We start from the raw sequence: 18,031 nt of genomic DNA, 5'->3' as shown, positions 1-18,031 counted from the left end.
CAGACAAAGGGGCACGTATGGCCTTGGCGTACGCTGCCATGAATTGATGGCAATCAGGAACGGGTACCGTTCATGGCCTGCATATAATCCCTGTACCGCTTGGCATACGGAGGGAATTGGAAAAAGGCCGATCCGGAAACCAGAATGTCGGCACCAAGACTCACCAGCTCGCCGGCGTTTTCAAGACTTACCCCGCCGTCCACCTGGATAAGAGTTTTGGCTCCCTGGTTCTTGATCATGGCCGAAAGTGCGCTGATTTTGTTGCGGGAAAAGGGAATGAACGACTGGCCCCCAAACCCCGGGTTCACGGACATGACAAGGACCATGTCCAGCTGGGGCAGAAGATAGGAAACCGTTTCCAGGGGCGTGGCAGGATTGAGTGCCACCCCGCACTGACAGCCCTGACGGCTGATTTCACTTACGGTTCGTTCCAGATGGACCGTGGATTCGGCATGGACGCAGATGAGATCGGCTCCGGCATCCACAAACTGGTTGATATACCGTTCGGGCTGTTGGATCATCAGGTGGACATCGAAAAAAAGGCGGGAGCTGGCCCGCAGTTTTTTGATCACCGGTGGACCAAAGGTGATATTGGGCACGAAACGGCCATCCATGACGTCCCAGTGAACCCACCTGAGATCGGCCTGCTCAAGGGCTGCCAGTTCGTGTTGCAGATTGCCGAAATCCGAGGACAAAAGGGAGGGGGAAAGGATCGGGGTCGAGTGGCTCATGATGGTTTCTCGTCGTTCATGGCAAAATCAACCTTGATCTTGAACAGCTTTTCAGCCGGAAGATTGAGGATGGGAATGCCTGTTTTCTCGGTAATGGCGGTCAGGCTGCGGGCCACATCTTCTTGGGAAGGCCCGATCATGGTGAACCAGATGTTCAGATCGTGATTGCGCAGGTAATTGTGGGTCACACCCGGGTGGGCGTTCACCTCGGCCACGAACTCGTCCATGGATGCCTCAGGCACCTTGGCCGCGCACAGGGTGGAATGCCAGCCCAGACGGTTGGAATTGAAATTGGCACCTATACGGCGGATGACGTTGCGTTCCACAAGGGCTTTGACGCGGTCAAGCACCTCGTGTTCATCAAGGCCGACCCGGGCACCGATGTCTGCGTAGGGACGCTTGGTGATGGGAAAATCCGACTGGATGATGCCGAGAATGGCCTTGTCAAGGCTGTCCATACTCATCCCTTCTCCTCTTGCTTGTCCGTTGGCGCCTGGTTGTCTACAGCGCGGGGAATATACGTGCACAAGGGTTCTTCCTTGAGATAATGTCCCTTCATGGTGTGGGCCCGGGCACGGCATCCTCCGCACACCTTGTGGTATTCGCATACTCCGCATTTGCCTTCATAGCTGGATTGATCCCGCAAGGCGAGAAACTGGGGGGAAGAGGTCCAGATGTCCGGAAAACGGGTTGTTTTGATTTGACCGCAATCAAGCTCCAGAAATCCGCACGGCTGGACCTGACCGGTATGGGAGATGAAGCAGAACCCGGTACCGCCCAGACACCCGCGGGTCATGGCGTCAAGGCCGAAGTTGTCCATGTTGACTTTGATCCCTTCTTCCCGGGCCCGCTGGCGCATGATGCGGTAATAATGGGGTGCGCACGTGGCCTTGAGGTGCATGGAGGTGGTTTTGCGGAAATCATAAAACCAGTTGAGCACTTCTTCATACTCCTGGGCATTGATGATTTCATTCCTGATGGCGTCACCCCGTCCCGTGGGCACGAGCAAAAAGATGTGCCAGGCAGCGGCCCCGATATCCTCGGCCAGGTGAAAAACTTTTTTGAAAAAAGGCATGTTGTGTTTGGTCACCGTGGTGTTGATCTGGAACTCCACACCGGCCTTCTTGAGCTCCTCGATCCCGGCCAGGGAGGCCTCAAAAGCTCCCGGTACCCCGCGAAAGTCATCGTGTGAAGGCGCATCCGGTCCGTCAATGGAAATGCTGCATCGCTGGATACCGGACTCCTTGATGCGGGCGGCCATATCGGCATCAATGCGGGTGCCGTTGGTGCCCATGACGCAGCGCAGTCCCTTGGCGCGGGCATAGGGAACCAGTTCAAAAATATCCTTGCGCATGAGGGGTTCGCCGCCGGTGAAAATGATCACCGGATTGCCGGTTTCAGGAAAGGTGTCGATAAGGGCCTTGGCCTCGGCCGTGCTCAGTTCGCCGGGATAGGGCTCTTCATGGGCTTCTGCCCGGCAGTGCTGGCAGGCCAGGTTGCAGGAGCGGGTGATCTCCCAGGCGATAAGGCGCAATGGGGGTGTTTGGCCATGAGGCGAAGCGTTATGCGGATGCGATGCGGGATGTGTTGGATGCATGATTTCTGGTCGGTGCAAAAGGTGAACGCCGGTTAAGGGGGTAACAAAAAAGACGCCAGACCCAGGCAGGTGCTTGCTGCAACCGTTCTGGATCTGACGGTCCCCCGTGAAGGTAGCCACCAACACGGGGGATCTGGTTTACGCAAGCCAGGTCAGGACATCTTCGGCAAAATAGGTCAGAATCAGGTCGGCCCCGGCCCGTTTGATGGAGGTCAGGGACTCCATGACGATTTTTTGTTCGTCAATCCAGCCCAGCTGAGCTCCGGCCTTGACCATGCTGTATTCGCCGCTGACCTGATAGGCGGCCGTGGGCACGTTGAATCCGTCCCGTATGCGGCGCAAGACATCCAGATAGGGCAGGGCGGGTTTGACCATGATGATGTCGGCCCCTTCCTCGAGATCCGCCTCGGCTTCGCACATGGCCTGGCGCAGATTGGCCGGGTCCATTTGGTATGATTTGCGGTCTCCAAATGCCGGGGCTGATTCCGCAGCATCGCGAAACGGACCGTAGAACGAGGAGGCGGATTTGACCGCATAGGACATGATGGGCAGTTCCTTGAAACCGTTTTCATCAAGGATCATGCGAATGGCCTGGATGCGACCATCCATCATGTCCGAAGGCGCGACCATGTCGGCCCCTGCCCGGGCATGGGAAAGGGCGGTCTTTGCCAGGTAGTTCAGGGTGACATCGTTTTGGACGTAGTTGTCTTCCAGAATGCCGCAATGGCCGTGGGAGGTGAACTCGCACATACACACATCGGTAATGACCACCAGGTCGGGAAAACGTGTCTTGAGCCTGCGCACTGCCTCCTGGACAATACCCGTGTCGGCGTACGCCTGGGTCCCCATGGGGTCCTTGTGGGCGGGAATACCAAAAAGAATAACGGCCCGAAGTCCGGCATCAACCGAACGGGCAACCTGTTCTTCCAGCCGGTCCAGGGAAAACTGGTACTGTCCGGGCATGGAGGCAATGGGTTGGGCAAAAGAGGAGTCGCTGGTTTCAACAACAAAATAGGGCTGGATAAGATCCTGGGGACGGATTTCCGTCTCCCGGATCAGGTCCCGCAACGCCGGGGTCCGGCGCAGACGCCGTCCCCGATAAAACGAGGGAGTCATGGCATATATCCTCTGGAAAGGGTTAAGTAGGCATGTGTTTACAGACCGATTTCTTCATCCGTGAGGTAACAGGCCGGGTCAGGAGCCCAGACATCACCATAATAGGCTTCGGCCCGGGCTCTGAAATTGCCGCCGCAGATGGGCAGGTACTTGCACTGGCTGCATCTGCCGGTAACGTATTGTTTCTTGTCTTTAAGCTTGTGCAGTAGTTCAATATTCGGATCAGTCCAGATTTCGGAAAACGGACGTTCCAGCACGTTGCCAAAGGTGTGATTGCGCCAGAACTGGTCGGCATGGACTCGACCGTCCCAGGAAATGCAGCCGATACCGCGTCCGGAATTATTGCCTTCGTTAAATTGCAAAAGTTCAAGAACTTCCTGGGCCCGCTTGGGATTTTCCTTGAGCAGGCGCAGATACACAAGGGGGCCGTCGGCATGGTTGTCAACAGTGAGGATTTCCTTAGGATGACCGGCCTCAAAGAGCTCCCGGGTCAGATCCATGATCTGGTTGACTGTTGCTCTGGTCTGCTCGTGGTTCTGATCTTCCTTGATCATGGACGATCCGCGTCCGGAATAGACCAGATGGTACAGGCACAAACGGGGGACTTCCATTTCCTTGAGTACCTGGAAGATCTTGGGAACCTCCTGGGCGTTCTTGCCGAAAATGGTGAACCGCAGCCCCACCTTGAGCCCTTCGGCCTGGCAGTTGGCAACGCCTTGCAGGGCTTTTTTGTATGCGCCGGGAACTCCGCGAAACTTGTCGTGGATTTCTTCCCCACCATCCAGGGAAATGCCCACATAGGACAGGCCCACTTCCTTGAGTTCACGTGCCATCCGTTTGGTAATCAAGGTGCCGTTGGTGGAGATGACGGCCCGCATGCCCTTGGAAACGGCATAACTGGCCAGTTCGGGAAGGTCCTTGCGAATGGTGGGTTCCCCGCCGGAAAAGAGAATGACCGGTGAACCAAACTGGGCCAGATCATCAATCATGGTTTTGGCCTGGTCCGTGTTGATGGGGTCGGCCCCGTTGGGATCAATGGCCTGGGCATAGCAATGCTCGCATTTGAGATTGCACCGCTGGGTCATGTTCCAGACCACCACGGGCTTCTTGTCCTTGGAGAATTGGAGCAGATTCGAGGGAAGCTGCTTGGAATCCCGTCCGTAACGCAGGGCATCGGAGGGTTCAATGTTTTCACAATAGAGTTTTGAAATACCGATCATGGGTGCCTCATGGTTAAAGCGCAGGGGATGATGTTATTGAAAGACCTTCTGCCATGTCCATCACGACAGGGATCTCTTGTGACATGATGTCTGCCTTGAAAGCATGTGCATGGTTCCTAATATGGAGTGCTCAAAATGGAAAGCCCCTCCTGGGTAAAAAGAAAATATCAATGGTTATAGCATGTTGCATGCGTTGTTTACTGGATGCGGTCCGTGGGCGGTATGGCCGCACCCATGGCCTCGAGAAGTTGCTGCCGGGAGAAAACAAGGTTTTTTTTCAATTGTTTTCGTTTTTCCAGAGAAAGTCGTTTGAATTCCCTGGTGTTGAGAAGGGATTGCAGTTGCCTGATTTCCCGTTCGAGCTTGGTCAGCCTGTGGCTGAGTTGGTGATCCTCGGGACGGATGGTGCCCACCAGACGGGCAAGTTCAAGGATTTCCGAGGTCAATGACGCAAAGGATTCCGGAGCAATTTCCTCGTGTTTGGAGCGGTTGGCTGTCAGATGAGCCCACTTTTTGAGAAGATTGCGAAGCATGGTTTCCTCTCGTTGAATACGAAAAGATACACGTCATCTAGGATGGCTGCACAACTTCGGGTGACATGGTTCCCAGGAGAAAAAAGAGCATAACGAGAAAGCCCGTAAAGAGCACGGGAAGAAGCATGGCCAGCACCACCTTGGTGGTTGTTGTCTGGTGGATGTGCTTGTAGCCGAAAAACGTGGTGACCATGGTCCAGAGGGCGCCGGCCAGGGGGCCCATGAGGGGGAATATGGCCAGTACCATGGGAGCGCTTCCATAGGTGACTGCCTTGAAGGTCCCGACAAATCCTTGGTCAGCGGCCTTGAAGACGACCAGGCACAGGTGGTTTATGCCCACCATGGCAAAGAGCATGACGGTCAGAATCAGCGGGTACATGATCAGGATGAAAGCTGATCCCATGCCCATCATGCCCAGTCCCAGTGCGGCACCACCTGCGCTGTCACCCATCATGGGGACCACGCCTGTCATCTGCCAGAAAAATTGTGCCAGGGCCTGAATTTCGGCGATGAGAAGGTAGAAGACCAGGGCCTTGCCGATTCCCGGACCAAATGTCGAGTTGCCAAAAAACCGGATGGGATGGAGCATGACCTGCTTGATGGTTTCCATAAGCCCGGGGAAAAAGCCGAACTGGTCCAGGTGTTCCCAGGGCACGAGGGACGTGGTCACGGCTTTGTCTTCGGACGGTTTGGTGCCGGATTCTCCCAGGGTCCGGGAATCTTCGGAAGAAGTGGATTCGGGAGTCTGTGCCATGGCAGAAAGGGATTCCCAGATGTCGTCCCGGTCTGTTTCGGACGGGGGGGCCAATGGTTCTTCATTGATGCCAGGCGGTTGGGGTGATGGTACATGCCTGAATGGAAAGCGATGGCCGCATTTGGGGCAGGTTGCTATTTTGGCCTTGGGAGGGATCTTTTCATCTGACACTTGGCGCGCAAAAGAGCATTCCGGACAAACTATCTTCATGGGATAACCTCGTTCGGTCGTGGTTCGCTTTCAGGGACCTGGATGGCCAGGGTCGCCTTGTGGCATATATGCATGGGATGACCATTGGGCATGGGTACACGCAACCCGGGCGTTGCGCTCATCTTTGCGCAACACTTCTGTCCTGGTGCAACGTCGGGTCAATGCACAACCGGTGGAATAGCTGGTCCTGTCCCCTGAACAAGGGGCGTATCCCTTTGGTCGGCGATGATTGTGATGCCGAGGACGACAAGATGGTCAATTTCCATTTCTTGACCATAATCATAGAGAAGGAAAATGAAAAGAGGTAAAAGGGAAGGGAAAAGCCAAAGAGGGTCCGGCCTGGCCGTGCAGGTCATCTCTTCCTGCACGGGCTGGCCGGATCAATGCGATCAGTACAATGATGCCTGGCTGGCAGGGGCGGATGTGGAGTGTTTGGCCCCGGGAAGGATCTCGGCAAATGCCGAGCGGAATTGGGAGAGAATGTGGATGACCTCGTCGATGATCTCGGTATTGAGTTCGATATTGGCCTTGAGCAGGCGTGTGTTGCAGTAAAAATACATGGTGTGAAGGTTTTTGGCCAGTTCTCCGCCCTGCTTGACGTTGAGTGATCCGTCAAGTTCAGCAATGATATCAAGTGCCTTGGAGATCAGAATGCCTTTTTGGGCCATGTCCCTTTCCTTGATCTTGATTTTGGCCCGGTTAAGAAACTTGATGGCCGCGTCATAGAGCATGATGACCAGCTCTTCCTGGGAGGTAGTGGTGACCTGGGTTTTGAGATAGGCTTGGGCCGCATTGTACCGCATGGATGACTCCTTAATCGGACGAGCTCAACTGCTTGATTTGGGTCGTGAGCATTTCCTGAATGTTGCTGTAATAGCCAAGAGTTGATTCAAGGCGGGCAAATTTTTCCCGTAGTTCCTGCTCGTAGTTCTGAAGACGATCCTGTTCGTCGGCCATTCTGTCTTCAAGGTTTTCAATGGTCTCCTGATAACTGTCCTTGAGAATGGACAGGGAACCGGACGATGAGTTGGTAAGCTGACCGAGCAGCGTGGACAGCTGAGAGGTTTTGCCTTCCTTGAGCCTGATGGTGCCTTGGTGGGTTCCTTGGGTCAGGTCGTTGATGGTAATGGCCAACCCCTTGGAAGGGCCGCTCAGGGAAGTCAGTGTATTGCCGGATTTTCCGGATGCACCGTTTGCATAATCGTACAGGGTCCCGTCAATGGTTGCCGAAGTGATTTCCCCACTGGCGTTGACCGTGTAAGAGATGTCGTAGATCCCCGACTGAGTGGTTCCGGAAATAGAAGAATGGTAGCTTATGGCCGAGGTATTAACAGTGGGGGTCAGATCCGCACTGAAGATTTCCATGACGGCTTCGGGATCCTCTTGAAGAGCCTTGTCCAAAGAAGCCTCATCTAGAAGAAAGAGACCAAAAGTTTCAGAGCCTTCGGATGTGTCCGTTGTCAGCCCCACGGCCAGGGCATTGCTGCCAGCAATGTGTTTGCCAATGAGGCTGCTGATGCTGTCTTCATCGGGATCAAACCCGATTCCCCGTGAGGTCAGCACGTTTTTGATATTGCTTGCCATGGAATCCAGGGTATAGCTGCCCGTCAGCAGGGAGGCAGAATTGTCGCTGGTATCGATTTCGGTCAGGGAGCGGATTTTGGTCAGGACCTGGTTGACCTGATCCACAAAGGTCACGATTTTGTCCTTGATGGCCGCCGTGTCTGTACCCGTGGAAACGGTTATGGTTTCACCGGGGGCCGTGGTCTGTTTCAAGCTAAGGGTCAGGCCGGTGATCACGTCGTCAATGCTATTGGAATTTCGTTCGATATAGGAATCAGCATCAACAGGCCAGCCATCCACCTTGATTTTGGCGTTTTGAGCCTCCTGGGTAGTGTCAAAATCCAAGCCCATGGAATCCGGAGCAGAGGTGATGGCCACCTGGTAATCCTGGCCCTGATCCATGCCTCTGAGTTGAAAATGATATCCGTTTTCCGATCCGTCATTGATGATGGCAGCCTTGACCCCCGGATTTTCGGGATCGTTGTTGATCATGTTGGCCAGGGAGGTCAGGGTCATGCCCGGGGTGACTGTAAGGGTGATGGATTTCCCGTTGTAGGTGTAGGCAAAGGTTGCGTCCGATTCGCTGGCATTGAGGCTGGCACTGGCAGAAGAAAATCCTGCTTTGCTCATGATGATGTGATTCTGGGCCAGCTGATTGATTTCAATGGCGTGAGAACCCGATTCTGCATTGATTCCAGGTGTTGCCACAAGGGATGTTTCATCGGACGATGTCGATGTTTTGACCATGAACTTCGCAGGCGTATTCATGTCTGAAATGGTCGTATTCAGGGCCAGGGTCAGGGAATTGAGCTCCTGAATGGCACTGATCTTGGTTTCCCATGCCTTATAATCGTCGGCCATGTTGCTCAGGGATTGGCTTTCCACTTCCATGAGCTGTGTGATCATGGAGTCGAAGTCCGTGCCTGAACCAAGGCCGGTAAAGTGAATGGATCCCGAGGAGTAGGATGAACCGATCAGACTCGAATAATCATCAGACATGAAACATTCCTTGGATCAAAAGGTGGCACGAACAAGTTGGACGCTGTCGTTTCTTGGACAGGAAAATTATGCCCATGCTGTCTTGTCTCCCTGCTGGCCTGTCAGGATTAACCGGGGTGTTCGCGCGAGGCAGGTAATGTCTTTCTTGCGAGGTTGCCTGTCGAGAGGGGAGTGTCAAGACAGTGGCAAAACATGTCATTTCATCCCTAAAAAGCAATATTCAGGCCGATTGTAACAAAAAAAGAGGCCGGGCCGTTATGGCCCGGCCTCCCTGGGGATGGCAATGATCTGATATTAACCCTGGATGAGCTGCAAGGCCATCTGCGGCAGAGAATTGGCTTGGGAGAGCATGGCCACGGCCGACTGGGTTTTGATCTGCTGTCGGGTGAATTCGGTCATTTCCGTTGCAACATCCACATCGGAAACACGGGATTCGGCAGCCTGAACGTTTTCAGCCTGAATTTCAAGGTTGCTAACTGTCGCGTTGAGTCTGTTTTGCAAGGCGCCAAGGTTGGCCCTGATGGTGTCCTTGGAGATGATGGCTTCATCCAGGGCTGCCAGGGCTGCTTCGGCCAGGGACTGGGTGGAAATGGCTGCACCAGCCCCATCAGCCTCGGAACCGATGCCCAGAGCAGAGGCAGTGGCAGTCTGGATTTGGATGTCGTAATAGTCTTCAGCCTTGTCGTTGCCGGTGCCAAAATGGACTCGCAAGGCACCGCTGGAATTCATTGTGCTACCATTGTGATCCGAAGCGGAAAGATTGCCATTGAGCAGATAGATGCCATTGAAGTCGGTGGCATTGGCGATTCGGGTGATTTCCGAAGCCATGGCCTGATATTCCGAGTTGATGATGACACGCTGAGCTGACGTGTAGGTACCCGTGGCGGCCTGTTCCGCAAGTTCCTTCATCCGGATGAGCTTTTCATCGATAACCCCAAGGGCACCGTCAGCCGTCTGGATCATGGAAATCGCGTCATTGGCATTGCGAACACCCTGGTTCAGCGTCGTAATGTCGGAACGCATGAGTTCGCGGATGGCCAATCCTGCAGCGTCATCAGCACCCGAGTTGATCCGCAGGCCGGACGAGAGTCGGTTGGTGGATGTTCCCAGGGCGTCATAGGCATTTCCCAAGTTGCGAGATGCGGTGTTGGCCATGGTGTTGTGATTGATGTAAAGAGCCATAGTTTCCTCCTTGAATGATGAGCGGCATCCGTGCCTTGAATTGCTTGCTTGTATTTACTTTATCGTCCGACAAAAAGGAAACTTTAGGAAAAATGACAAAAAAAGATGTGAGACATTGTACCCAGGATATACTGTCCAAGCGGTCTTTGAGAATAAGAACGACTCGCGTAAGTTTTGTGCGCGCCGGTCTGACAGGGATTGCTGGGCAAGAAACAACTGGCAACAAGGGAAAGTATGTATGACTGCAACTTATTCCTGAGAAGGGATGCGTTGGCGGGCGTCATCCAGAGAAATGCCTCTTTTGCGGGCAATGGCAGCCAAATTGTCCTCGGCATCAGAGGCTCGCAAGTAGAGTGGGGGGATGGATTCCCGGGTGAAGTCTTCCTTGCATGCCGCGCTGAGAAGGGCATGAGAGGAAAGAACATCGCGTTGTGCCATGTGGATGGCGGATGAGGCCAGCCGCGCGTTGAAGAACGTCTGGTTTTTGGTGATGCCGCTGCCGCCCACAAGCACTTTGCCCGGGCGTGCGCAAAGCATATCGGCTGCCTGGTCATGGGAACAGGCCCGGGCTGGGCCAAGGGGGGTTGTCTCTGGCATGGAAAAGCCCTGCATGTAGACCTGATTTTTACGGGCATAGGTCAAAACCCAGGCCTCGCCGTGCCAATGGGCCATGAGATCTCCGGCAAGAAGAGGAAGATAGTCGAGACCGGCTATGGGAACGCCAGATGCCCGGGACATACCTTCAATGGTCGCCAAAACAACCCGGATTCCGGTGAAACTGCCCGGACCGCGGGTACAGGCAATGCCCCGGCAGTCGGCAAGGTTCAGACCGAGTCTGGAAAGACCCTCGTCAATCATGGGCAGAAGGTGGCGCATGGTTCTTCCCGGGCCGTTGATCCCCGAGCAGAACAAAAGGGTGGTGTCGGTGCCAATGACAACTTGAAGCAGTTCTTCAGTACCGTTGATGGCCAGGATGGGTCGTGTTGTCATATCAGTTGAATGAACGCCAGAGGTCGTTGAAAATGGCCAGGCCCATGAGGGCCAGCAGAAAGGCCAGGCCCATGCGGGTGGTAATGTTCTGGAGTTTTTCATCCAGGGGACGTTTGCGGATCCATTCAATGGCGCAAAAAAGGATGTGTCCACCATCGAGCACCGGAATGGGCAACAGGTTCAGCAAACCGAGATTGATACTGATGAGAGCGGTGATGGCCAGCAGGTTGACCATCCCTTCATGGGCCTGCTGTCCGACCATCTGGGCGATCATGATGGGCCCGCCGATGTTGTCCAGGGGAACGACCCGTTCCACCAGTTTGATGATGCCCTGAAAGGTCAGTTTGGTCAGGTTCCAGGTTTGCGTTGCTCCGGCTGCTGCAGCGCCCAGCATGGACAGGTCAATGGTGGTGGTGTCCCCCGAGGCAATGATGCCGACCATGGGCACCTTTTTGGTCTCCCCGAAGATGTTGGTGCGTTCCTGAAGATGGGGGGTCACCCTTATGGTGATGATCTCTCCCTGGCGCAGGATGGAAAGACGCAGAGTGGCATCCTTGTTGGTGCGAATGGCTTCGGAAAGATCCTGCCAGTAGGTGGTGGGCACATCGTTGACCGCCGTGACAACGTCGCCAGCCATGATCCCGGCCATCTGGGCTGGGCTGTCAGGCTGCACATCGCCTATGCGGGGAAGCAGTTCGGTTTGGCCCTGGGCCCAGAAAATACCCCAGTAGATGAGCCATGCCAGGATGAAATTGAAGACTGGACCGGCCGCCACCACGAGCATGCGCTGCCACGGAGGACGATGGGCAAAGCTCTGCTCGGGTAAGAATCCTTCCGGAACCTCATCCTCCTTGTTTTCGCCCACCAGCTGGACATATCCTCCCAGGGGAAATGCCGAAAGGCGGTATTCGGTCTGCCCCCAGGTTCGTTTCCAGATTTTGGGACCAAATCCCAGGGAAAAGGCCTTGACTCCGATATCCATGCTTCGGGCTACCAGGAAATGTCCCAATTCATGGAAGAAGATCAATGCTCCAAGGACAAGAATGATGGCAAGTGTACTCAATATCATGAGAGTGATACCCGTTGAGGGTGGATGAAAGGATCAACCTGGAGAACCGGGGCTTGTTGCAATGTGATGGGTGGCAAAGGTCCTGGTGGAGGCATCCAGATCCAGAATGTCTTCCAGGGAATCAAGGGGTCTTGGTGTATGCTGATCAAGAGCTGCTTCCACCAGGGCCGGGATGCCCAGAAAGGGGATCTGGCGGTCCAGAAACGCCTGAACCGCTATTTCATTGGCCGCATTGAGAACCACAGGATGGCTGGGACCCGCAGCCAGTGCCTGAAAGGCCAGGTCAAGGCAGCGGAACGTCTCCCGACGGGGTTTTTCAAACTGCAAAGTGCCCAGGGTTGCAAAGTCAAGATGGTCCAAGTCATGTTCGATGCGTTCGGGATAGGTCAGGCAATAGCCAATGGGGATTTTCATGTCCGGAACCCCCATATGGGCCAGAATGGAGCCATCCCGGTATTCGACCATGGAGTGGACAATGCTTTGGGGATGGACAACCACCTCAATGGTCTCCGGCCCGGTGCCGAACAGATGAAAGGCCTCGATGACCTCAAGCCCCTTGTTCATCAGGGTTGCCGAATCAATACTGATTTTGGCGCCCATGGACCAGTTGGGGTGCTTGAGGGCCTGCTCGGGAGTGACGGTGCGCAGAAACGAGAGAGATCGGGTCCGAAAGGGGCCGCCCGAGGCCGTGAGCAGGATGCGGCGGACCATATGGAGGTCGTGTCCTGACAGGGCCTGGAAGATGGCATTGTGTTCCGAATCCACCGGGAGAATGACACTTCCGGTGGATGCACAGGCCTTTCTGATGAGATGCCCTCCAAGGACCAGGGACTCCTTGTTGGCCAGGCAGAGCACCTTGCCGGCTTGGGCCGCGGTCAGGGTGGGGGCAAGACCTGCGGCCCCGACCTGTGCGGACACAATCATGTCCGCATCCGGATCCTGGGCCATGGCCATATACCCTTCCTGACCCACGACGATTTCCGGGGAATACCCGGCAGGGAGCAATGCCGTAAGTTCCCGGGCTTTCTCGGTGGTCAGGACTCCGAGCCTCCGGGGCCGGAATCTGGTGGCCTGCTTGGCCAAAAGGGACGTGTTGGTGGCCCCGGCAAGACCCGTGATCCGAAAGCGTTCAGGATTGCGGGCAATGACCTCCAGGGCGTTGGTACCGATGGAGCCGGTACTGCCAAGGATGGTGACTGATCGTGGCCCTGCTACAAGATGGGCCGGAAAGGCAAGGGATGAAATATAGGTCATGCAATGACTCGGCAGTGTTCGTTGGACAAGCAAGGGCGAAAAGGGGTGAGTCGCGGGAAGGGATCAGAAAAAGGCGACCACTTCTCTGGCCAGAGAATAGATGGGCAAAGCAAAGAGCAAACTGTCGATGCGGTCCATGATTCCTCCATGGCCCGGCAGGATGTGACCGGAATCCTTGACGCCCGACCAGCGTTTGAGGGCGGACTCAAAAAAATCACCCATCTGGGCCGCGATGTTCAGCACCACCCCCAGGATGACAAAGGTCCACCAGGAAGAAGCACCCCAAACAAGGCCTATAAGCAGGGAACAAAGGGTGGTCAATATCATGCCCCCGAAACTCCCGGCCCATGTTTTCTTGGGACTGATGCCCGGCCAGATTTTGCGTTGGCCCCATAAGCCTCCGGCATAGAACCCTCCGGTGTCCGTGGCAAAGGCACATACCAAAACGAGCATGGTTTCCACAGGAGCAAGGAAACGGACCAGCTGAAGCATGACCGCCAGATAGACTACGCCTGCCAGAAGCAGAGCCAGGTCTGAAAAGGAAGCACTTGATGGGGAGCGACTGTAGCTGAACAAAAAGAAGGTTGCCAGGATCAGGAAGATGGCAGGCATGCACAGGGGCGCGTACTGGATGAGTGCGGGGCTCATGGCAAAAGTGGCCATGCCACCAAGGACCAGACCAAGGCCGAGAAAACCGTTTCTTTGTCGGCCGTGCCAGAACATGGAGCAGTACTCATAAAGCCCCAGTCCTGCGACCACAAAAAGGCCCGCTGCCAGGATGCGGTCCCGTTGGAAAACAATCCAGATGATGACCGGAACAAGAACAAGGGCAGTGGCAATGCGTTTTTGATGGGATGAAAGGGTCATGTGCTCGGTTCCCCTTCCCCTGTTGTCCCGAAACGGCGACTTCGACGTGCAAAGTCTTCCAGGGCGCGATGAAAGTGCTCCGGGCTGAAATCGGGCCAGAGGATATCCGTGAAGTAGAGTTCGCTGTAGGCTGACTGGAACAGCAGGTAGTTGCTCAGGCGCAATTCCCCGCTCGTCCTGATGATCAGGTCGGGGTCGGGCTGTCCGGCCGTGTACAGATGGTCCTTGAAAGACGATTCCGTGACCTTGCTGGCGGGGATGCCCGCGGCCATCATCGACCGGGTGGCATGGAGGATTTCTTCCCGTCCCGAATAGTTCAGGGCAAGGTTGAGAACCATGGCCCTGCAGTCCCTGGTTTTCTGGCAGGTTCGTTTGACGATCTGCCGGGCCCCAAAGGGCAGCTCCTCAATGTCACCAAGGATATTGAGACGGATGGACTGTTCGAGAAGACTCGGGGTGTTTTTGGTCAGATAGTCCCCAAGAAGGTCGAAGAGGAATCCGATTTCCTCTTGGGGACGTGCCCAGTTTTCCTTGGAAAAGGTGTACAGGGTCAGATAACGGATACCAACGGATCGGGCCTCGGTGACAATGTCATGGGCCGTGTTGGCGCCGGCCTTGTGCCCGGCGCTGCGTTGCAAACCGCGCTGCTTCGCCCACCGTCCGTTGCCATCCATGATGATGGCTACATGTTCGGGTAAACGTGCTGTGTCCAGTTTAGATCTCCATTATTTCCTGTTCCTTGGTGTCCAGAAGAGCGTCAGCCTGCTTGATGAAATCGTTGGTGATGCGCTGGATTTCATCCTGGCCTCTGTGCATGTCGTCTTCGTTGATTTCCTTGTCGTTTTTTTGCTTTTTCAGAAGATCGTTCATGTCTCTGCGGACATTGCGGATGGCAACCCGGGCCTCTTCGGTGTATTTCTTGGCCATTTTGACCAGGTCCTTGCGCCGTTCTTCCGTGAGGGCGGGGATGGCAATGCGAATGGTTTTGCCGTCGTTGACCGGCGTGAGCCCGAGATCGGATTTGAGAATGGCCTTTTCAACACCGCTGAATCCATTGCGGTCCCACGGCTGAATGGAAATGGTCCGGCTGTCGGGAATGGAGATGGAGGCGAGCTGGTTGATGGGGGTGGGGGTTCCGTAATAATCAACCTTGATGTCCTCAATCAACGAGGATGAGGCCCTTCCTGTCCTCAATTTGCCGAATTCCCGGTTCAGGTTGTCCAATGCCTTTTGCATTCGTGTTTGACACTCCTGGTACAGAGTTTCCATGCTATTCTCCTTGTACTCGTGTTCCAACGGTCTCTCCAAGAACGACCCGTTTGATGTTGCCCTTGCAAAAAAGGTTGAAGACTTCAATGGGCAGGTTGTTGTCCATGCACAGGGATATGGCTGCAGAATCCATGACCCGAAGCTTTTTTTGCAGGACCTCGATGTAGCTAAGGGACTGGTACATGGTGGCGTTGGCATCCTTTTCCGGATCGCGGTCGTAGACTCCGTTGACCCGGGTGGCCTTTAAAATGGCATTGGCCTTGAGTTCCAGAGCTCGGATGACAGCGGCCGTATCCGTGGTGAAATAGGGGATGCCTGTTCCGGCCGCGCAGATGATCACCCGGCCTTTTTCCAGGTGGCGGATGGCCCTGCGTCGAATATAGGGTTCTGCCACCTCGCGCATGGTGATGGCCGACATGACCCGGGTGGGTATGTTTTCCTTTTCCAGCGCGTCCTGAACGGCCAGGGCGTTCATCACCGTTGCCAGCATGCCCATGTAGTCGGCCGAAGACCTGTCCATTCCTGTTGCCGACGAGGAAATGCCCCGGAAGATGTTGCCACCGCCAATGACAATGGCCATCTGGACTCCCAGGGCGGCTATCTCGGCGAGTTCCCGGCTTATGGACCGGACAATTTCCGGATCGATCCCGAATCGCTGCTCACCAGCCAGGGCTTCGCCACTGAGTTTGAGAAGCACACGGGGGTAGTGGAATGTCGACATGTGGTCTCCTTACGCGAACGTGTTCGTGAGTGTTTACAGGAAAGATGTCCAAGAGGCAAAAAAAAAGACGGCACAAAAAAGGGAGCCGAAGCTCCCTGTTTTGTGCTCGATATGCTGTTATTCCTCGCCAAGGGCCATTCTGCAAAAACCAGTGATCTTGACCGTGTCGCCAAGAGCTTTGGCTGTTTCCTTGATCAGGTCCTTGATGGCCTTGGAATCGTCCTTGATGAACGGCTGTTCTACAAGACAGACTTCCTTGTAGTATTTGTTCAACCGTCCGGTGACGATCTTTTCGGCAATGTGTTCAGGCTTGCCTTCTTCCTTGGCCTGATTGAGGTATATTTCCTTTTCCTTGGCAATGACGTCCTGGGGGAGCTCCTCGGGGGTGCAGCATGCCGGGTTGACGGCTGCGATCTGCATGGCGATGTCCTTGGCCATGACCTTGAGCTCATCCTTGCCCGCACTTTCCTCGGAACCGGTTTCAATGGCCACGAGAACGCCGATTTTACCGTTGGCATGGATATAGTGGCCGATCATGCCGGCACCGTCCAAGGCCAGCTTGCAGAAGCGACCGAGCTGGGTGTTCTCGCCAAGAACGGTGATCAGTTCATTGACGCCCTCGGCAAAGGGGGCTGCCTGTTCTTCTGTAAGCGCAACAGGGGCGTTGGTGGCCGCCTGCTGGGCGTTGAGGGTCTGGGCGATGGTTGCCAGGGTTTCCTGGAATTTTTCATTTTTGGCCACAAAATCGGTTTCACACTTGAGCTCCACCAGGGTGGCAGCGGAAAGGTCGTCGGTGGCAGCGTAGCCGATCCAGCCTTCGGAAGTGGCCCGGCCGGCCTTTTTCTGTGCCTTGGCAAGACCCTTTTCGCGGAGGTAGGCGACAGCGGCTTCTTCATTGCCATCGCATTCCACCAGAGCCTTTTTGCAATCCATCATCCCGACACCGGTTTTCTCTCGCAGTGTCTTGACCTGCTGTGCGGTGATACCCATACTATTTTTCCTCCTTGTCGGCTTCCTGGGCCGCTTCTTCCTGTGCGGCCTTGGCCAGTTCGACTTCGGCATCCTTGTCCATGTTGGCGGCATACTGCTCCTTGCCTTCGAGGCAGGCCTCGGCAATGGCGGATGCGAACAGCTTGATGGCCCTGATGGCATCATCGTTTCCTGGAATGATATAATCGATCACATCGGGGTCGCAGTTGGAGTCAACCACGGCAACAATGGGGATGCCCAGTGTACGGCATTCCTTGACCGCGATGTCTTCCCGGTGGGGATCGATGATGAACGCTGCAGCCGGGAGCTTGTCCATGTCCTTGATCCCGCCGAGGTTCTGGTTCAGCTTGTTCACCTCGCGCTGCATGCGCACAATTTCCTTTTTCAGGAAGCGGTTGATGCTGCCGTCCTCGAACATGGCTTCAAGGTTTTTCATCCGGTCGATGCTGCGCTTGATGGTCTGGAAATTGGTCAGGGTGCCACCCAGCCATCTGTTGGTCACATAGTACATTCCGGCCCGTTCGGCTTCGGCCTTGACAACGTCCTGGGCCTGGCGCTTGGTGCCGACAAAGATGATCTTTTCACCGTTGGCTACCAGGTTGACGATGAAATCGTGGGCGGTTCTGAACAGCTTGACGGTCTGCTGGAGATCCATGATGTGGATGCCCTTGCGTGCACCGAAAATGTAGGGGCGCATCTTGGGGTTCCAGCGTTTGGTCTGGTGGCCGAAATGGACACCGGTTTCCAGCATCTGCTTCATGGTTACGTATGCCATGCTTCCTCCTGGGTTGTTCCTCCGTCTGGTTGCAAAAGACCGCACCCCACCATGGGGCACCCAGGCTTTTGCCAGACGTGCGAATTTTGAGTCGGTGATCCCTATACGAAAAGATCCCCGGATGCAAGTTTGCAAGCGCCCTGGTAAAAGCTGACAAATATCACCAAGGCGCCCTTGTTTACTGGCCGAAA

The 18,031-nt window shown here is 55.1% G+C and carries 19 protein-coding genes and 1 pseudogene; all 20 read right to left on the bottom strand.

Annotated features, from left to right (window positions below; genetic code table 11):
- Nucleotides 1-53: 53 nt before the first annotated feature.
- The gene (gene rpe / locus DPF_RS01425; RefSeq protein WP_069857075.1) at nucleotides 54-731 is read right to left on the bottom strand and encodes a ribulose-phosphate 3-epimerase; all 678 of its coding nucleotides are present in this window, start codon (nucleotides 729-731) and stop codon (nucleotides 54-56) included.
- The gene (gene ahbA / locus DPF_RS01420; protein WP_069857133.1) at nucleotides 728-1,189 is read right to left on the bottom strand and encodes a siroheme decarboxylase subunit alpha; all 462 of its coding nucleotides are present in this window, start codon (nucleotides 1,187-1,189) and stop codon (nucleotides 728-730) included. Before ahbA ends, rpe begins: the two co-directional genes overlap by 4 nt.
- Nucleotides 1,190-1,191: 2 nt before the next feature.
- Nucleotides 1,192-2,328 (bottom strand): heme b synthase, encoded by a 1,137-nt coding sequence (gene ahbD / locus DPF_RS01415; protein WP_069857132.1) that lies wholly within the window; start codon nucleotides 2,326-2,328, stop codon nucleotides 1,192-1,194.
- Nucleotides 2,329-2,466: 138 nt separating this feature from the next.
- The gene (gene hemB / locus DPF_RS01410; RefSeq protein ID WP_069857074.1) at nucleotides 2,467-3,444 is read right to left on the bottom strand and encodes a porphobilinogen synthase; all 978 of its coding nucleotides are present in this window, start codon (nucleotides 3,442-3,444) and stop codon (nucleotides 2,467-2,469) included.
- A 38-nt stretch (nucleotides 3,445-3,482) separates the two neighbouring features.
- Entirely contained in the window at nucleotides 3,483-4,664 is a 1,182-nt protein-coding gene (ahbC, locus tag DPF_RS01405) for a 12,18-didecarboxysiroheme deacetylase (RefSeq protein WP_069857073.1), read from the bottom strand.
- Nucleotides 4,665-4,861: 197 nt separating this feature from the next.
- A complete protein-coding gene (locus tag DPF_RS01400) occupies nucleotides 4,862-5,197 on the bottom strand; it encodes a hypothetical protein (RefSeq protein ID WP_069857072.1) in 336 nt (111 codons plus the stop codon).
- Between the two features lie 37 nt (nucleotides 5,198-5,234).
- Nucleotides 5,235-5,951, bottom strand: a complete 717-nt coding sequence (locus tag DPF_RS13955; RefSeq protein WP_231702107.1) for a YIP1 family protein — start codon at nucleotides 5,949-5,951, stop codon at nucleotides 5,235-5,237.
- A 114-nt stretch (nucleotides 5,952-6,065) separates the two neighbouring features.
- Nucleotides 6,066-6,161 (bottom strand): annotated as a pseudogene (locus DPF_RS14355) (zinc-ribbon domain-containing protein); the annotation flags it as partial.
- A 389-nt stretch (nucleotides 6,162-6,550) separates the two neighbouring features.
- Nucleotides 6,551-6,964 (bottom strand): flagellar export chaperone FliS, encoded by a 414-nt coding sequence (fliS, locus tag DPF_RS01385; protein WP_069857069.1) that lies wholly within the window; start codon nucleotides 6,962-6,964, stop codon nucleotides 6,551-6,553.
- 10 nt (nucleotides 6,965-6,974) lie between these two features.
- Nucleotides 6,975-8,723 carry a flagellar filament capping protein FliD gene (gene fliD / locus DPF_RS01380; RefSeq protein ID WP_069857068.1) on the bottom strand — a complete coding sequence of 583 codons (1,749 nt, stop codon included), beginning with the start codon at nucleotides 8,721-8,723 and terminating at the stop codon, nucleotides 6,975-6,977.
- A gap of 294 nt (nucleotides 8,724-9,017) precedes the next feature.
- Nucleotides 9,018-9,905, bottom strand: a complete 888-nt coding sequence (locus DPF_RS01375) for a flagellin N-terminal helical domain-containing protein (RefSeq protein ID WP_069857067.1) — start codon at nucleotides 9,903-9,905, stop codon at nucleotides 9,018-9,020.
- Between the two features lie 249 nt (nucleotides 9,906-10,154).
- Nucleotides 10,155-10,895 carry a tRNA (adenosine(37)-N6)-threonylcarbamoyltransferase complex dimerization subunit type 1 TsaB gene (tsaB, locus tag DPF_RS01370; RefSeq protein ID WP_069857066.1) on the bottom strand — a complete coding sequence of 247 codons (741 nt, stop codon included), beginning with the start codon at nucleotides 10,893-10,895 and terminating at the stop codon, nucleotides 10,155-10,157.
- A gap of 1 nt (nucleotide 10,896) precedes the next feature.
- Entirely contained in the window at nucleotides 10,897-11,964 is a 1,068-nt protein-coding gene (gene rseP, locus DPF_RS01365) for an RIP metalloprotease RseP (protein ID WP_069857065.1), read from the bottom strand.
- 33 nt (nucleotides 11,965-11,997) lie between these two features.
- Nucleotides 11,998-13,218 carry a 1-deoxy-D-xylulose-5-phosphate reductoisomerase gene (gene dxr, locus DPF_RS01360; RefSeq protein ID WP_069857064.1) on the bottom strand — a complete coding sequence of 407 codons (1,221 nt, stop codon included), beginning with the start codon at nucleotides 13,216-13,218 and terminating at the stop codon, nucleotides 11,998-12,000.
- Between the two features lie 63 nt (nucleotides 13,219-13,281).
- A complete protein-coding gene (locus tag DPF_RS01355) occupies nucleotides 13,282-14,085 on the bottom strand; it encodes a phosphatidate cytidylyltransferase (RefSeq protein ID WP_069857063.1) in 804 nt (267 codons plus the stop codon).
- A complete protein-coding gene (uppS, locus tag DPF_RS01350; protein ID WP_069857062.1) occupies nucleotides 14,082-14,798 on the bottom strand; it encodes a polyprenyl diphosphate synthase in 717 nt (238 codons plus the stop codon). Before uppS ends, DPF_RS01355 begins: the two co-directional genes overlap by 4 nt.
- A gap of 1 nt (nucleotide 14,799) precedes the next feature.
- Nucleotides 14,800-15,354, bottom strand: coding sequence for a ribosome recycling factor (frr, locus tag DPF_RS01345; protein WP_069857061.1), 555 nt, complete (start codon nucleotides 15,352-15,354; stop codon nucleotides 14,800-14,802).
- 1 nt (nucleotide 15,355) lies between these two features.
- The gene (gene pyrH, locus DPF_RS01340; protein WP_069857060.1) at nucleotides 15,356-16,075 is read right to left on the bottom strand and encodes a UMP kinase; all 720 of its coding nucleotides are present in this window, start codon (nucleotides 16,073-16,075) and stop codon (nucleotides 15,356-15,358) included.
- A 117-nt stretch (nucleotides 16,076-16,192) separates the two neighbouring features.
- Entirely contained in the window at nucleotides 16,193-17,065 is an 873-nt protein-coding gene (tsf, locus tag DPF_RS01335; protein WP_069857059.1) for a translation elongation factor Ts, read from the bottom strand.
- A gap of 1 nt (nucleotide 17,066) precedes the next feature.
- Nucleotides 17,067-17,840: a 30S ribosomal protein S2 gene (rpsB, locus tag DPF_RS01330; protein ID WP_069857058.1), complete on the bottom strand. Its 774-nt coding sequence runs from the start codon at nucleotides 17,838-17,840 to the stop codon at nucleotides 17,067-17,069.
- Between the last annotated feature and the right edge of the window lie 191 nt (nucleotides 17,841-18,031).

Origin of the sequence: Desulfoplanes formicivorans, from assembly GCF_001748225.1 — a bacterium.
Taxonomy (GTDB): Bacteria; Desulfobacterota; Desulfovibrionia; order Desulfovibrionales; family Desulfomicrobiaceae; genus Desulfoplanes; species Desulfoplanes formicivorans.
The sequence above is the reverse complement of the archived record's forward strand: the minus strand, read 5'-3'. Positions and strand labels throughout refer to the sequence as shown.

Excerpts from the sequence above, each read along its gene's own strand:
- hemB (WP_069857074.1), bottom strand. The coding sequence starts at position 3,444 with ATGACTCCCTCGTTTTATCGGGGACGGCGTCTGCGCCGGACCCCGGCG.
- dxr (WP_069857064.1), bottom strand. The coding sequence starts at position 13,218 with ATGACCTATATTTCATCCCTTGCCTTTCCGGCCCATCTTGTAGCAGGG.
- tsf (WP_069857059.1), bottom strand. The coding sequence starts at position 17,065 with ATGGGTATCACCGCACAGCAGGTCAAGACACTGCGAGAGAAAACCGGT.
- rpe (WP_069857075.1), bottom strand. The coding sequence starts at position 731 with ATGAGCCACTCGACCCCGATCCTTTCCCCCTCCCTTTTGTCCTCGGAT.
- fliD (WP_069857068.1), bottom strand. The coding sequence starts at position 8,723 with ATGTCTGATGATTATTCGAGTCTGATCGGTTCATCCTACTCCTCGGGA.
- ahbA (WP_069857133.1), bottom strand. The coding sequence starts at position 1,189 with ATGGACAGCCTTGACAAGGCCATTCTCGGCATCATCCAGTCGGATTTT.
- fliS (WP_069857069.1), bottom strand. The coding sequence starts at position 6,964 with ATGCGGTACAATGCGGCCCAAGCCTATCTCAAAACCCAGGTCACCACT.
- DPF_RS01375 (WP_069857067.1), bottom strand. The coding sequence starts at position 9,905 with ATGGCTCTTTACATCAATCACAACACCATGGCCAACACCGCATCTCGC.
- DPF_RS13955 (WP_231702107.1), bottom strand. The coding sequence starts at position 5,951 with ATGGCACAGACTCCCGAATCCACTTCTTCCGAAGATTCCCGGACCCTG.
- DPF_RS01400 (WP_069857072.1), bottom strand. The coding sequence starts at position 5,197 with ATGCTTCGCAATCTTCTCAAAAAGTGGGCTCATCTGACAGCCAACCGC.
- ahbC (WP_069857073.1), bottom strand. The coding sequence starts at position 4,664 with ATGATCGGTATTTCAAAACTCTATTGTGAAAACATTGAACCCTCCGAT.
- rseP (WP_069857065.1), bottom strand. The coding sequence starts at position 11,964 with ATGATATTGAGTACACTTGCCATCATTCTTGTCCTTGGAGCATTGATC.
- ahbD (WP_069857132.1), bottom strand. The coding sequence starts at position 2,328 with ATGCATCCAACACATCCCGCATCGCATCCGCATAACGCTTCGCCTCAT.
- pyrH (WP_069857060.1), bottom strand. The coding sequence starts at position 16,075 with ATGTCGACATTCCACTACCCCCGTGTGCTTCTCAAACTCAGTGGCGAA.
- tsaB (WP_069857066.1), bottom strand. The coding sequence starts at position 10,895 with ATGACAACACGACCCATCCTGGCCATCAACGGTACTGAAGAACTGCTT.
- frr (WP_069857061.1), bottom strand. The coding sequence starts at position 15,354 with ATGGAAACTCTGTACCAGGAGTGTCAAACACGAATGCAAAAGGCATTG.
- DPF_RS01355 (WP_069857063.1), bottom strand. The coding sequence starts at position 14,085 with ATGACCCTTTCATCCCATCAAAAACGCATTGCCACTGCCCTTGTTCTT.
- rpsB (WP_069857058.1), bottom strand. The coding sequence starts at position 17,840 with ATGGCATACGTAACCATGAAGCAGATGCTGGAAACCGGTGTCCATTTC.